The sequence below is a fragment of the Halomonas hibernica genome, assembly GCF_013183775.1.
GTDB lineage: Bacteria > Pseudomonadota > Gammaproteobacteria > Pseudomonadales > Halomonadaceae > Vreelandella > Vreelandella citrativorans.
The window spans coordinates 128,016-141,645 of record NZ_VIFN01000001.1; the positions used below are offsets into that span (position 1 = coordinate 128,016).

General features: G+C 52.3%; 15 protein-coding genes. 14 read left to right on the forward strand and 1 reads right to left on the reverse strand.

The genetic code is table 11. The annotated features are described in order from the left end of the window. Positions 1-178 precede the first annotated feature (178 nt). The 13 genes from dnaB to rloA3 all read left to right on the forward strand — a co-directional run bounded on the left by dnaB (position 179) and on the right by rloA3 (position 12,263). A complete protein-coding gene (dnaB, locus tag FKN99_RS00640; RefSeq protein WP_172116092.1) occupies positions 179-1,564 on the forward strand; it encodes a replicative DNA helicase in 1,386 nt (461 codons plus the stop codon). A 72-nt stretch (positions 1,565-1,636) separates the two neighbouring features. Further along, positions 1,637-1,930, forward strand: a complete 294-nt coding sequence (locus FKN99_RS00645; protein WP_087107793.1) for a hypothetical protein — start codon at positions 1,637-1,639, stop codon at positions 1,928-1,930. A gap of 145 nt (positions 1,931-2,075) precedes the next feature. Next, entirely contained in the window at positions 2,076-2,378 is a 303-nt protein-coding gene (locus FKN99_RS00650; protein ID WP_172116093.1) for a DUF6482 family protein, read from the forward strand. A gap of 477 nt (positions 2,379-2,855) precedes the next feature. Then, the gene (gene hemH / locus FKN99_RS00655) at positions 2,856-3,935 is read left to right on the forward strand and encodes a ferrochelatase (protein ID WP_172116094.1); all 1,080 of its coding nucleotides are present in this window, start codon (positions 2,856-2,858) and stop codon (positions 3,933-3,935) included. A 359-nt stretch (positions 3,936-4,294) separates the two neighbouring features. Next, the gene (locus FKN99_RS00660) at positions 4,295-6,646 is read left to right on the forward strand and encodes a putative monovalent cation/H+ antiporter subunit A (protein ID WP_172116095.1); all 2,352 of its coding nucleotides are present in this window, start codon (positions 4,295-4,297) and stop codon (positions 6,644-6,646) included. Then, positions 6,639-7,070, forward strand: coding sequence for a Na+/H+ antiporter subunit B (locus FKN99_RS00665; protein ID WP_087107785.1), 432 nt, complete (start codon positions 6,639-6,641; stop codon positions 7,068-7,070). The genes FKN99_RS00660 and FKN99_RS00665 overlap by 8 nt, the downstream gene beginning before the upstream one ends. Before the next feature lie 18 nt (positions 7,071-7,088). Next, positions 7,089-7,436, forward strand: a complete 348-nt coding sequence (locus FKN99_RS00670) for a Na+/H+ antiporter subunit C (RefSeq protein WP_172116096.1) — start codon at positions 7,089-7,091, stop codon at positions 7,434-7,436. Then, the gene (locus FKN99_RS00675; RefSeq protein ID WP_172116097.1) at positions 7,433-9,028 is read left to right on the forward strand and encodes a Na+/H+ antiporter subunit D; all 1,596 of its coding nucleotides are present in this window, start codon (positions 7,433-7,435) and stop codon (positions 9,026-9,028) included. The genes FKN99_RS00670 and FKN99_RS00675 overlap by 4 nt, the downstream gene beginning before the upstream one ends. Further along, positions 9,025-9,498, forward strand: a complete 474-nt coding sequence (locus tag FKN99_RS00680; protein WP_172116098.1) for a Na+/H+ antiporter subunit E — start codon at positions 9,025-9,027, stop codon at positions 9,496-9,498. Before FKN99_RS00675 ends, FKN99_RS00680 begins: the two co-directional genes overlap by 4 nt. Beyond that, the gene (locus FKN99_RS00685; RefSeq protein WP_087107777.1) at positions 9,498-9,767 is read left to right on the forward strand and encodes a monovalent cation/H+ antiporter complex subunit F; all 270 of its coding nucleotides are present in this window, start codon (positions 9,498-9,500) and stop codon (positions 9,765-9,767) included. The genes FKN99_RS00680 and FKN99_RS00685 overlap by 1 nt, the downstream gene beginning before the upstream one ends. Continuing rightward, positions 9,760-10,164 carry a monovalent cation/H(+) antiporter subunit G gene (gene mnhG, locus FKN99_RS00690; RefSeq protein WP_172116099.1) on the forward strand — a complete coding sequence of 135 codons (405 nt, stop codon included), beginning with the start codon at positions 9,760-9,762 and terminating at the stop codon, positions 10,162-10,164. Before FKN99_RS00685 ends, mnhG begins: the two co-directional genes overlap by 8 nt. Positions 10,165-10,406: 242 nt before the next feature. Next, complete coding sequence (locus FKN99_RS00695; RefSeq protein ID WP_172116100.1) at positions 10,407-11,666, forward strand: lytic murein transglycosylase; 1,260 nt, start codon at positions 10,407-10,409, stop codon at positions 11,664-11,666. A gap of 45 nt (positions 11,667-11,711) precedes the next feature. Next, positions 11,712-12,263, forward strand: coding sequence for a retropepsin-like aspartic peptidase RloA3 (gene rloA3, locus FKN99_RS00700; protein WP_172116101.1), 552 nt, complete (start codon positions 11,712-11,714; stop codon positions 12,261-12,263). Between the two features lie 10 nt (positions 12,264-12,273). Here rloA3 and FKN99_RS00705 read toward each other — a convergent pair whose 3' ends face one another. Then, positions 12,274-12,987, reverse strand: a complete 714-nt coding sequence (locus tag FKN99_RS00705; RefSeq protein WP_172116102.1) for a 16S rRNA (uracil(1498)-N(3))-methyltransferase — start codon at positions 12,985-12,987, stop codon at positions 12,274-12,276. A 133-nt stretch (positions 12,988-13,120) separates the two neighbouring features. On the opposite strand from FKN99_RS00705, the gene phaR reads away from it, so the two are divergent. Continuing rightward, positions 13,121-13,582, forward strand: a complete 462-nt coding sequence (phaR, locus tag FKN99_RS00710; protein WP_172116103.1) for a polyhydroxyalkanoate synthesis repressor PhaR — start codon at positions 13,121-13,123, stop codon at positions 13,580-13,582. The last annotated feature ends 48 nt before the right edge of the window (positions 13,583-13,630 follow it).

A 13,630-nucleotide genomic window follows, 5' to 3' on the forward strand; every position in this document is an offset into this window, starting at 1 on the left:
TATTTAAGCCCGTTGCTATTTAACGAAGGCTTATTTTCAAGCGGCTAGTGGTTTGTTGAAAGCCCTGAGCGTTTAGAAATAACCCTTTATGCGATGACCTAGCGGTGGTTGCTAACGGTTTGTCCGATTAAGATAGTGGTCTTTGTCGGCTATGCTGCACTATTGAAAGGAGCTCGCTATGGACCAGCCTTCTGCTGATCAGGAAACGGCAGCGCTGAAGCTGCCGCCGCATTCGCTGGAGGCGGAGCAGTCGGTGTTAGGCGGGCTAATGCTGGATAATCAGGCGTGGGATACGGTTTCCGAGCGCCTGGTAGCCGATGACTTTTATCGTTATGAGCACCGTTTGGTGTTTAACGTCATGATTCATCTGGCGGAGTCTGGACAACCCCTTGATGTCATCACCTTGTCTGAAGCGCTTGAAGAGCGAGATCACCTGGATACCGTGGGTGGCTTGGCTTTCCTGGCGGAGCTTGCCCGCAATACGCCTTCGGCGAGCAATATTCGCGCCTATGCGGATATTGTGCGTGAGCGGGCAACGCTTAGAAAGCTGATTCGAGCGGCGAATCAGATTGCAGAAGGCGCCTTTGCCCCCCAAGGGCGGCCAGCCGATGAGCTGCTTAATGAAGCTGAGCGGTTGGTTTTTCAGATTGCCGAAGAGCGCCCTAAAACGGGTGGCCCAATTGGCATGAGCGAGCTTCTCACCAAAGCGGTTGATCGCATTGATGAACTCTTCAACCTGAAGGGCGAAATGACGGGGCTATCAACCGGCTTTCGTGATCTGGATGAGATGACGTCAGGGCTTCAGCCTTCGGACCTGGTCATCATTGCCGGGCGTCCCTCCATGGGTAAAACCACGTTTGCGATGAACCTGGTCGAACACGCGGTTATCTCCAGCGATAAGCCCGTGATGGTGTTCTCCATGGAGATGCCGGCTGAATCGCTAATGCTCAGGGTGCTGTCATCGCTTGGGCGCATCGACCAAACCCGCGTGCGTTCGGGGCAGTTGGAGGATGAGGATTGGCCGCGCCTAACGTCGGCGGTCAATCTGCTTAAAGACAAGCAGCTCTTTATCGATGACACCGCTGCGCTTTCACCTAATGAAATGCGCTCGCGCTTGCGCCGTGTCGTGCGTGAGCACGGCAATATGTCGCTGATCATGATCGACTACCTTCAGCTGATGCAGATCCCCGGTTTTTCTGAAAACCGCACGGGGGAGATATCGGAAATTTCGCGCTCGCTAAAAGGCTTGGCGAAAGAGTTTAAATGTCCGGTAGTGGCGCTTTCTCAGCTTAACCGCTCGCTGGAGCAGCGCCCCAACAAGCGCCCGGTTATGTCTGACTTGCGGGAATCAGGCGCCATCGAACAGGATGCGGACGTTATCGCCTTCGTCTATCGTGATGAGGTGTATAACCAGGATAATCCAGATAATCAGGGCTTGGCTGAACTCATTATCGGTAAGCAGCGTAACGGGCCTATCGGAACGGTGCATATGGCGTTTATCGGCAAATATACCCGTTTTGAAGACCTGGCTCCCGACAGCTATGGCGAAGCTTTTGGTGACTAGAGTGAGGGTGTGACCAGCATCACGCCCTTGATATATTGAGCATACGGAAAAAAGAACGAACGGGAGTAATTCATGGCAGGTGGTTTTCGGCGTGGTAATCGTCAGCGTCTTCCCAAGCTTCAAGGGCGCGGAGAACTTCAGGAATTAGAGCGCGAAGGGCCTTTTAAAGAGTGGCTGGGTATGCCAGACCTTTATCGCTATCAGCTGGTCGTTGATGGTGAGAAGTACAGCTATCAAACAGAAGATGCTGAGCTTCCGGTCGCTATCGGCGATAACGTGGTATTTCGCTACAAAGAGACCAAGGGCGGTAACTGGATTGATCGTAACTCGCTTGGTAAGGCGATTGATCCTTCTGAATATCAGTAGCTTGGCTGTATTAATAGACTGATAGCCTGGAAACCTCCTGAAAAGTTGCCCTCTTGGTCAATAAGTGCCAATGTAAGGTAACAGGAATGTAATAGGACGCAGTCATGCTGGGTCCTATTGTTGTATCCAATAACAGGAGGGAATCATGGAACTGAAAGCACTTAAACAGTTCGTCGATAGCCACGATAATTTCGAAATTCGCGTTATTACGCATTCGGGTAGTCGTTTTTATCAGCTTGAACTTGAAGATGTAGAAGGCGCGCGGCATATGCTCACCCAACGTGGTAAGCCCATGCTGTTTCGCTCGTTAGATGATGTGTATTTGGAACTAAAACGTGCGGGTATTCATCGCGCGTATCTGGTTCAACATGTGCCTCAGGACGAAGTTATTGGTCGTGACGCACATTACAGCGAGCCGCTAGCCTCACGAATGCCGCTGGTTTTTTAAAAAGCGGTTGATGAACCACTCTGTGTATTTACTGAATGCACACACAACAGTTAGCGTAACGTTTTTCCCACCCTCGCCTAAACCCTAATGCGGTGACAGGCAAAGAAACAGCAGCCTGCATTCATCTCTTCTTGCAGGCTCGGTAAGCAACAAAGCCCTACCAGCCGCCGGACGCCCAAATCTTTATATAGTGGCCCGGCTGCATCCTGGTCAGCGCACTGCTTTAACCGCTTAACTTGCCTCTATTCGCCGTGCTTTCCAGGTGCTTTCCAAGTGCTTTGCTTCTGACCACCTTGCGGCTATTTTTTAAGTATCTTCGATCTGCGCTTAAAGCGTATTTGAAGTAAGGCGTGGGGCGGCGGAGTGCCACTTTACCGGTGGTTATACAAATGATGTTGATAGTATAACTTTATGCCGCGCCTTATCGAAAAGTGTTAAGATTTTTGATAATTAGAAGCCGTCTTTGGAGTAAGCGTAATGACCGATAGCGTTGTGGTGGACCAGCCGGGCGAAGGCCGCTTGGCCCATGCATCCAGTGATCATCCGGCCGTGCCGCGGGCAAAAGTAGGTGTAGTTCTGGCTAACCTGGGGACGCCCGATGCCACTGATTATTGGTCGATGCGACGTTATTTAAGTGAGTTTCTCTCCGACAAGCGGGTAGTCGATTATCCCGATTGGAAGTGGCAGCCGCTTCTGCAACTGATTATTTTATCCAAGCGGCCTTTTTCGTCGGGTAAAGCGTATAAAAGCATTTGGAACACCGAACAAAACGAAAGCCCGCTACTCACGATCACGCGGGCGCAAACCGAAAAACTGACGGAGCAGCTTAAGGCCTTATACGGCGACAACGTTGAAGTGGATTTCTGTATGCGCTACGGCAATCCTTCAACGCGCAGTGTGCTCACGCAGATGAAAGAAAAGGGCTGTGAGAAGATTGTTTTCTTTCCGCTCTATCCACAGTACGCCTCGCCGACCACTGCAACCGCCAATGACGAGGCGTTTCGCGCCTTAATGAAGATGAAGTGGCAACCCTCTATTCGTACGGTGCCCGCCTATTTTGATCACCCTGCTTATCTACAGGCACTGGCGAATTCGGTAACAGATGTTTACGCCGAGCTTGAGACGCGGCCCACCAAGTTAGTTGCCAGCTACCACGGCGTGCCTGAGCGCTATTTGATGCAAGGCGACCCCTACTATTGCCAGTGCCAGAAAACCACGCGCCTCCTGGGCGAAACGCTAGGTTTTAGTCAGGAGGAAGTGGATACCACCTTTCAATCGCAGTTTGGTCCTGAAAAGTGGGTGGGGCCTGCAACGGTCGAGCACGTAGCCGCGCTTGCCAAGCAGGGTCATAAACATATTGCGATTCTATCGCCTGCTTTCTCCTCCGACTGTGTGGAAACGCTAGAAGAAATCAAGGAGGAGATCCGCGATAGCTTTATGGAAGCAGGCGGCGAAACGTTTAGTTACATTCCCTGCTTAAATGATCGTAATGATCACATAAAGGCGCTGCTGGACATCGTGAATAACGAGCTTTTGGGTTGGCTCCAACAGTCGTAATGAACCGATAATCAAGACGTTATAAACGGCGATGAAGTAACAATAAGCACGCTATCTATTTGATTTTGAATGATTGCCTGGTAACACGCAGTGGCCTGTTATAGAGTCTACGACTTTATGATCACCTCGCGTGCTTAAAATAAGCGCTGTTACTCTACGGCTTTCGGCGTGCTCGTTAAAATCTGGTCCGAGCGCTTAAGGCAGAGTTATTGAAATAGAGCTCTTAAGACAGGGTGCTTGAGACAGAGCAGTTAAGAGAGAGCAGTGAACAGGGATGATGATCGCTACTCACCGCGAGAGGAATTGATGCTCAACGAACCCGCTTCATCATGGGGCAGATACACAGGAGATATCGCTAGATGCAATTCGCCGTTTTGATGGGGTTTGTATTAGCCGCGTTGGCACCACTTATGCAGCGCTGGTTTGCAGACCGTACGAGTATGGTATTGGCCCTTTTTCCTGCGCTCATCGCTGCGTGGCTGTTTTCTCAAGCACCCACAATCATTAATGACGGCCCGCTGCTAATGGAGTGGCAGTGGGTGCCTTTGTTAGGTATCAGCCTCACCTTTATGCTGGATGGTTTGTCCTTACTGTTCGGCTTGTTAATCAGCGTTATTGGCGCGTGCGTATTGGTGTATGCGGGGAGTTACTTAAAAGGCCACCCGGATATCGCGCGGTTTCATATCGCGCTGATGGCTTTTATGGTGTCCATGCTGGGGCTAGTGTTGGCCGATGGGCTGATTACGCTGTTTATTTTTTGGGAGTTAACCAGCGTTACTTCGTACCTGCTGATCGGGTTTAACCATACCGATATGCAGGCGCGTAAGTCGGCTCGCCAAGGGCTTTTTGTCACTTTTGCGGGTGGACTTGCGTTGATGGCCGGGCTTATCTTGCTGGGCATCGCCAGCGACCAGTGGTCGTTAACCGATATTCGCGCAATGGAAACCGACCTGCGAGAGCATGCCCTTTATACGCCCATGCTTATCTGTTTGCTGTTGGGCGCTTTCACTAAATCAGCTCAGTTTCCCTTTCATTTCTGGCTGCCCAACGCCATGGCAGCACCTACACCTGTCTCGGCTTATTTGCACTCTGCCACCATGGTGAAAGCCGGTATTTACCTCATGGCAAGGCTTCAGCCTGAACTGGGTGGAACGGCACTCTGGATAAGCATCCTCTCTGTGGTGGGCGCTATTACGCTGCTGTTGGGCGCCTTCCTGGCTATCCATCACACGAACATTAAAAAGCTGCTGGCTTACTCAACCATTATGGCGCTCGGCACATTGACGATGCTGCTGGGCATTGGTACCGAGTACGCCATGACAGCGTTTGTAACTTTTTTGCTCGCACACTCCTTGTACAAGGGGGCGCTGTTCATGGTGGCCGGTATTCTCGATCATGAAACGGGCACCAAGGATGTCACCGCAATGGGCGGGTTAAGGTCTTTGATGCCGGTGACGGCCACCATTGCATTGATAGCGGCGCTATCACTTGCTGGGGTGCCGCCGTTGCTTGGCTTTATTGGCAAAGAGCTTAAGTTTGAAGCGGTGCTGGGCGCAGGGGATTTTCAAGGCTTGCTAGTCGTGTTCGCATTTGTCAGCGCGATTATGACTATCGCCGTGGCGGCGATTGTTGCGCTACGGCCTTTTTACGGCAAGCGTCACGAAACCCCAAAAACGCCGCATGAAGCACCTTTCGGCATGTTAATGGGACCCGCACTGCTAAGCGTAGGCTCGCTGGTTTTTGGTCTGGCGCCCGCCATGTTTGGCGTTGACGCTCTTTTAACGTCAGCGGCAAGTGCGGTGGCAGGGCAGCCGAGAGAAGTGGCGCTGTCACTTTGGTACGGCGTTAATGCGGCGCTGATAATGTCCGTTGTTAGCCTGGGGTTGGGCTTTTTGCTGTTCAAGTACTGGGACAATGTACGAGGCAAGCTAACGCTGCTGGCCCCTGTTATGCGCTACGGCCCGGAAGCGGGCTATGAAGGCTTGTTAAATGGCCTGGTTCGGTTTGCGGAATGGCAAACCCGTGTGCTGCAAAATGGCTATATGCGCAACTATATTTTAGTCATGCTGGTCGTGCTGATTACGCTGTTGGGTAACTCCATTCTGGTGCGCCACTCTCCGCTGTTAGCCTTTGAACTTGATGTACGGTTTCATGAGGCTATCGTCGTTGGCACAATGGTGATGGGTGCCCTATATGCAACAATCACCCGCTCCCGGCTGGGTGCTGTCGTGTCAGTGGGTATTATGGGGTTCTCAATCGCGCTGGTCTTTATTCTTTTCAGCGCCCCTGACCTTGGGATCACCCAGCTTCTGGTTGAAACGCTCACGGTTATTTTACTGGTGCTGGTACTGTTCAGGCTGCCTCGCTTCTCGCATCTTTCGACCAGCCTGGAGCGTATTCGCGATGGCTCGGTAGCTGCGATGATGGGGATATTAATTTTCCTTCTGATCATGACGGCCTGGAGTATTAACCAGTTCGAGTCCATTTCTACCTATATGGTTGAAAACAGCGCACCGCTCGCTTTTGGCCGTAACATCGTCAACGTCATTTTGGTGGATTACCGGGCGCTGGATACGTTGGGCGAGATGTTTGTACTGGCGCTAGCCGCCATTGGCGTTATCGCTATGCTGAAGCTGCGCCACGAGCCAGAAAGCGCTAAGCCCACCAATGACAGCGGGAATACTGATAGCAGGGAGCCGTACGATGGTTAAATCGGGAACGATTATTTTAAACACGGCGGCCCGCTTTCTAATGCCGCTACAGCTCATGTTTTCGATATTTTTACTGCTTCGTGGACACGACGAGCCCGGCGGTGGGTTTATTGCAGGGTTAGTAGCGGCGGGGGCGTTTACCTTGTATCTGCTGGCGTTTGGCGTCAGTGCCACAAAAGAGGTTTTACGGATGGTCGACCCTCGCGACTTGATTGGCGTGGGGCTGTTGTTAGGCATGATTTCTGTTGTACCTGCCTGGTTTATGGGTCAGCCGTTTTTAACCGCGCAGTGGTGGACCATTCCGGTTATTGATTTTAAAGCCTCCACCCCGCTGATTTTTGATATTGGCGTTTACTTGGCGGTGTTGGGAGCGGTGATTGGTATGGTGATGGCGTTGATGGAGGTGGATAAGGATGAGCCTTAACATAACAGGAGGATTCGCATGGAACCGGTAATGGCGCTAGCGATTGGGGTTATGTATGCCACCGCTATTTTTATGATGCTGCGACGCTCCATTGTAAAACTGGTTATTGGGCTACTGCTGCTTTCCAACGCTGCTAACTTATTGATCTTTACTACTGCCGGAATGACGCGGGGCGCGCCACCGCTGATTCCAGAAGGTATGGTTCAGCCTATGGGCGATGTCGCTGACCCGTTGCCCCAAGCCGTTGTACTGACGGCTATCGTTATCGCATTTGGTGTGCTGGCCTTTGCTGTTGTATTGATTCGTCGTGCCTATGAAGTGGTGAAGGCTGATGACATGGATAAGATGAAGGATACTGATACGTGAGGCCTGAAGTTGCTCTTCCCGTCCTTTTACCCTTACTTTCAGGGGCTATTTCACTACTGTTTTGGCGTTCAAGGCCAATGCAGCGCTTTATCGCAGTCGCTGGAAATATAGCATTTCTGATCGTTAGCCTTTGGCTGTTTACGACAACCCTTTCCGAAGGCTATGTCACCATGCAAATGGGCAGCTGGCCTGCGCCGTTTGGGATTACGCTCATCGCCGATATGTTAAGTGCGGTGATGGTGCTACTGACCGGTATCATCGGCCTCGCCATGGGGATTTACTCCTTGGCGACGACCGGTCGTGGCCATGAGAAATTTGGTTATTATCCGTTAATGCACTTGCTGTTAGCCGGGGTGGCGGGAGCCTTTTTGACCGGTGATATTTTCAACCTTTATGTATGGTTTGAAGTAATGCTGGTGGCCTCTTTTGCGCTACTGATTTTGGGCGGCGAGCGGGCCCAGATGGAGGGAGCAATAAAGTACGTAACGCTTAACCTGCTGGCGTCGGTGATCTTTCTGACAGCGGTGGGGCTGCTGTACGGCACGGTCGGTACGCTTAACATGGCCGATATCGCACTGCGCATGAATGCCGTTGAGCACAATGGGATGGTCGAGGTGCTCGCGGTGATGTTTATGGTGGCCTTTGGGATCAAGGCGGCGGCCTTTCCGCTCTTTTTCTGGCTGCCTGCGTCTTATCATACGCCGCCGGTTGCCGTTTCAGCGCTTTTTGCAGGCCTTCTCACCAAAGTAGGCGTGTATTCACTGTTCCGCGTGTTTACCTTGATCTTTGACCAGTCGATGGACTATCTACAGGAAATAATGTTGTGGGGGGCGGTGCTTACCATGGTGACCGGGGTGCTGGGTGCGGCTGCTCAATATGAGTTTCGGCGTATTTTGTCGTTTCATATCGTCAGCCAGATCGGTTATATGATTCTGGGCTTGGCGCTGTATACCCCCTTGGCGATTGCTGGCGGCGTGTTTGCCATCATGCACAATATTGTTGTCAAGACGAACCTGTTTTTGATTAGCGGTATCACTCACCGCTTACAGGGCACGTACCAGCTAAAAAAGATGGGTGGGCTTTATAAAGAGCGCCCTTGGCTTGCCGTTGCATTTTTTATCTCAGCATTTTCCCTCGCGGGGGTTCCTCCGTTATCCGGATTCTTCGCCAAGTTTGTCATTGTGCGTGCAGGTATTGAAGCCGAGGCGTATGTGATTACTGCCATTGCCTTGGGTGTGGGGTTATTAACGCTCTACTCCATGGTCAAGATATGGAACGAAGTCTTCTGGAAATCCTTGCCAGACGATAACCAGGTACCTGTATCGAATACCCCCTCTGGGGATGACGGGCGGCTTATTAAACCCAGCCTGTGGATGATGTATTTGCCCGTGGTGGTGCTGGCTCTGTTTTCAGTGCTAATCGGGGTTTTTGCTGAACCCATCATGAGCGTAATGACCACTATTGGTGATCAACTGCTGGCTCCTAGAGGCTATATTGATGCGGTGTTGGGCGTATCCGCGAGTGTTGAGGATGTGCTACTGATACCAAGTGAGTTGCAGGTAGAAATAATAGGCGGGGGGGACGCGCCATGACCGGTGCTATTTGGAACCTGCTGTTAGGATTGGCGTGGGTGCTGCTAAGCGGCGACTTCACTGGCTTAAACCTGCTGGTAGGCATGATTTTCGGCTATATCGCGCTGGTGATGATTGAGCCGCAAGTCAGCGCATTAAAAGGCTACCCGGCCAGGATTCCGCGCATTATTGGCTTTCTGGGCTTTTTTCTAAAGGAGCTTGTTCAAGCCAACCTGCGTGTTGCGTTTGATATTGTGACGCCGCCTTGGCACATGCAGCCAGGCGTGATTGCCATGCCGCTTTCCGCACGCACTGAAATGGAAATTACCCTGGTGGCTAACCTGATCTCTTTAACACCGGGAACGCTGAGCCTGGACGTCTCTGATGACCGAAAGGTGCTTTATATCCACGCCATGTTTCTTGATGATGAAGAAGAGCTAAGACGCAACTTAAAAGAAATGGAACATCGAGCCCTGGAGTTATTTCGCTAATGGATACGGTTCTCTTGATTAGCCAGATCATTATGGGGCTGGCGCTAATTTTGACATTTGTGCGTGTGGTGCGCGGGCCAAGCCTGCCTGACCGAGTAGTGGCGCTTGAGCTTTTTTCTACTACGGTGGTCGGGCTGGTAGGCGTTTACGCCATTCAATCCGGGGTAGCCAGCTTTCTGGATGCCGCTATCGTTATTGCACTAATGGGCTTTCTAGCCGCGATTGGCTTTGCACGCTTTTTGGAACGGGGAGGGCCACGCGATGATTGAAGCGATTAAAGGTGTGCTATTGCTGACAGGCTCTTTATTTATGCTCTTGGCGGCTATTGGCTTGCTACGTTTGCCGGACCTGCTAACGCGTATGCATGCTACTACCAAAGCGGCGGCATTAGGCGTTATTTTGATCATGCTGGCATCGGCGATGCATTTTTCTGAGGTAGGCGTGGTCGCTCGCTCCTTTGCGATTATCGTGTTTATCCTGATGACAGCCCCCGTTGCGGCGCATGTGATAGGACGGGCGGGTTACTTTGTGGGCTCTCGACTTTGGAGTGGTACGGTCAAGGATGAGCTTCGTCCCAACTACGACCCGTTAACCCACGAATTAAAAAGCGGTATGGAAACGAATGAAAATGCTAAACGTCAGCCACGAGCGACGGATCCAGATTGATGTATTTCACTAATTTAGCGGTTAGTAAATAACTAATCGGTAAGAAGCCACCTTCGGGTGGTTTTTTTATAACACAATGTATCAGCAGGAAATGTCAGCGCCGTGACTTTACCTGTGAAAAGTTGGTAGGCATGGTTTACGCCACAACGGCTAAGCACGCGTTGTTTTCGTACAAATTCTGGTATCTGCTTGTTTTCCAGGCCATCATCAGGCATGCCAAGGACAGCCCAGGAATAGACACCATGTTGCTCAAGATTAATTTGCCATTACGTCGCGCTTTTTGTCATACATCACTTGTAGTTACTGCCGGGGTGCTATCGGTAATGTTTAGCGGAAGCCTCTACGCTAACCCGCAGTTGATGACAGAAGTGGATGCCCGCGGTGCCGAAGAGCTACGCTATGCCAACTTTGAACAGTGGCGCAATGAGTTCCGTCGTTATGCAGCTGCTCAGGGGATCAGTGAATCAACGCTAGCCACCGCATTGGATAACGTGCGCTACCGTGAACGGGTGATTGAACTGGACCGTTACCAGCCGGAATTCGTGCGGCCTATTTGGGAATATCTCGACACTGCCGCCTCCGATACGCGCGTCAATGCAGGCCGTGAGAAACTTGACGCCCACCGCCAGACGGCATTAGAAATGCAGCAACGCTACGGCGTGCCCTCAGAAATCATCGTGGCGATTTGGGGCATCGAGAGCAATTACGGAAGCAATTTTGGTGATTTCTCGACCCTTGAGGCGCTCGCCACCTTGGCATACGACGGGCGTCGCCGGGATTTCGCACGCGGTGAACTGCTTGCGGCGTTACGTATTATTGACCAGGGCGATATCGCAGCCGAGCAAATGAAAGGCTCCTGGGCGGGTGCTATGGGGCATACCCAGTTTATCCCCAGTAGCTTTGAAGCTTATGCCGTGGATGGTGATAATAATGGCCGCCGTGATATCTGGGGCAGTATCCCCGATGTGATGGCCTCCACCGCCAACTATCTGGCGCGGGCAGGTTGGCAAGCAGGCGAACCCTGGGGGGTTGAGTTAGCGCTTCCTGCATCGTTTGATTATTCACAGACCGAGCGCCGCAGTAGCGCTGAGTGGGCGAGTCAAGGTGTACGCGCCCTGCAGGGTGAACTGCCCAATTTCGAGAGCGCGGCTATCGTCATTCCGGCCGGGGCGGAAGGGCCCGCCTTTTTGGTAGGCGCTAATTTTCGAGCGATTTTGCGCTATAACAACGCCACCAGCTACGCCCTGGCCGTGGCGACGCTGGCTGATAAAATTGCCGGGCGTGAGGGAATACGCCAGGCATGGCCGCGAGGGCAGACACCTTTAACCCGCGACGATGTCAAAGAACTCCAGAGGCGCTTGAATGAAGCGGGCTATTCGGTAGGCGGGGCTGACGGTGTGATGGGACCCAATACACGCCAAGGCGTGCGTGACTTTCAACGCAGCCAAGGGCTAACGCCGGATGGCTTCGCTACTCAGGCGCTGCTTGAAAGGCTGCGCTAGGTGCGTAGTTAATGATTAATCACTTATTTCACCAAGGATGATGCTATGGGATTTGTGGCAAAAACGCTGTTAAGTAGTGTGCTGGTAAGTGCATTAGCCGCCAGCGCAGTGGCAAGCGATGATGATAAAGTGTTTGGCTGGGTTGAAAATGCCACCATAGAGCCCTGGGGCATCATGGTGAAGGCCAAGCTTGATAGTGGTGCCCTGACGTCATCTCTGGATGCGCGTGATATCGAAGTGTTTGAGAAAGAGGGCGAGGAGTGGGTACGCTTTCGCTTAAAGCTAACAGACCAGCAGAACGACGAAGTGTTTAGCGACCGTCTTGAACGGCCGCTCTATCGTGAGTTGGCAGTGCGCGGCGCGGGCGGTCGTGATGAGCGCCCCGTTGTATTAATGAATGTGTGCATGGGCGATACGGTTTACGAAGAGCAATTTAGCCTACGTGATCGCGAAGAAATGCATTATCCACTGCTGCTTGGCCGGCGTACCATCAGCCATTTAGGCTTGCTGGACGTGCGCGAAACATTCCAGCAAGAGCCATCCTGCAGTGACGATGCTGAGGTGGTGCCTCACGATCCGGAAGACCAGCAAGCCTAGGTATTGAGCTCTAAAACAGCCGTGACAGCAACGCTGTGACGGCTGTTTCAACGCGTAAAATGCGCGGCCCAAGATGCATCCCCTCACAGCCAGCGTCCAGCAGTTTCTCAACTTCCCATGGGATAAACCCACCTTCTGGGCCGACCAACAGCAGCGTATTGTCGCTGATGCCACGTGGGCAGGCCATCGGCATGCCTGGGTGAGCCACAAGGCCACGGCGACCGCGAAGTAAAGCAGGCAGTTGCTCTTCAAGAAAGGGCCGAAAGCCTTTGGTCAGTGTCACGCTCGGTAGCTGGGTATCACGTGTTTGTTCCAGGCCCAGCACCAGGTGCTGATGAATTTTCTCGGGAAGAAGCTCTGGTGATTGCCAATAGCTTTTCTCTACGCGCTTGGTATGCAGTAAAGTAATTTCCTTCACCCCTAGCGCTGTCACATGCTCAAGTGTTCGCGCCAGCATGCGTGGTCGAGGTAGCGCGAGTACCAAATGCACGGGAAGAGCGGGGGGGGGCACGTCAGCTAACGGGTCAAGGGCAAATACGGCAAGCTCAGTGGTTAATTCGACCAGCTGTGCCTTTCCCATTAAGCCACCCTGAACACCCACCGTTAACCGGTCACCGAGGGCGGCGCGATGGATGTCGCGTAAATGCGCTAATCTGCGTGCGTCTGTTATACGCGCATGGCCCTGGTGGTCGAGGTCGCTGGGGTGAAGCAAAATCAAGTTCATAATCGGCATCTATTGGTCGAAGGGTGGGCACACTGTTGCGCAATATTCTACTCACATGGCTTGCATGGGCGCGTGGTGCAGGCACAATAATAGCATTGGGGAACACCCCCTATCGCGTTTAAGGAGATGCGCTGTGCGCGTAATTCGTAAGTATGCCAATCGCCGGTTGTACGACACTCAGCAAAGCCGTTATGTCACGCTTGAAGATCTGCGCCATCTTATTATTGAAGAAGCGCCGTTTCGGGTTGAGGATGCCAAAAGCGGTGAAGACCTGACGCGTACCATTCTGCTCTCCATCATTATTGAGCAGGAGCAGTCGGATAACGAAGCCGAAGTATTCTCTAACGACCTGCTGGCGCAGCTCATCCGGGTTTATGATATGTCGTCGCCTTTACCGCTGGCGCGTTATCTGGAGCAAGGCACGCAGCTTATGCTGGAGCAGCAAAAGCGTTTGCAAAGCCAATGGCAGCAGGCCATGCGCCATACGCCCATGGAGTTTATGCGCGAGCTGGCCGAAGAAAATATGCGCTTTTGGCAAAACACCTTGAACCAGTCGCCCTCCACCAGCGACAAGAATGAGGATAAATCCTCCTAACGCCACGAGTGGCCACCTTGTGGCATAATGCGGCGCATAATCGCTCTC

Bases quoted from the DNA above. Each gene is read 5' to 3' on its own strand.
- FKN99_RS00660 (WP_172116095.1), top strand. From the start codon at position 4,295: ATGCAATTCGCCGTTTTGATGGGGTTTGTATTAGCCGCGTTGGCACCA.
- FKN99_RS00645 (WP_087107793.1), top strand. From the start codon at position 1,637: ATGGCAGGTGGTTTTCGGCGTGGTAATCGTCAGCGTCTTCCCAAGCTT.
- FKN99_RS00685 (WP_087107777.1), top strand. From the start codon at position 9,498: ATGGATACGGTTCTCTTGATTAGCCAGATCATTATGGGGCTGGCGCTA.
- FKN99_RS00705 (WP_172116102.1), bottom strand. From the start codon at position 12,987: ATGAACTTGATTTTGCTTCACCCCAGCGACCTCGACCACCAGGGCCAT.
- dnaB (WP_172116092.1), top strand. From the start codon at position 179: ATGGACCAGCCTTCTGCTGATCAGGAAACGGCAGCGCTGAAGCTGCCG.
- FKN99_RS00650 (WP_172116093.1), top strand. From the start codon at position 2,076: ATGGAACTGAAAGCACTTAAACAGTTCGTCGATAGCCACGATAATTTC.
- hemH (WP_172116094.1), top strand. From the start codon at position 2,856: ATGACCGATAGCGTTGTGGTGGACCAGCCGGGCGAAGGCCGCTTGGCC.
- FKN99_RS00670 (WP_172116096.1), top strand. From the start codon at position 7,089: ATGGAACCGGTAATGGCGCTAGCGATTGGGGTTATGTATGCCACCGCT.
- rloA3 (WP_172116101.1), top strand. From the start codon at position 11,712: ATGGGATTTGTGGCAAAAACGCTGTTAAGTAGTGTGCTGGTAAGTGCA.
- mnhG (WP_172116099.1), top strand. From the start codon at position 9,760: ATGATTGAAGCGATTAAAGGTGTGCTATTGCTGACAGGCTCTTTATTT.
- FKN99_RS00680 (WP_172116098.1), top strand. From the start codon at position 9,025: ATGACCGGTGCTATTTGGAACCTGCTGTTAGGATTGGCGTGGGTGCTG.
- FKN99_RS00695 (WP_172116100.1), top strand. From the start codon at position 10,407: ATGTTGCTCAAGATTAATTTGCCATTACGTCGCGCTTTTTGTCATACA.
- FKN99_RS00665 (WP_087107785.1), top strand. From the start codon at position 6,639: ATGGTTAAATCGGGAACGATTATTTTAAACACGGCGGCCCGCTTTCTA.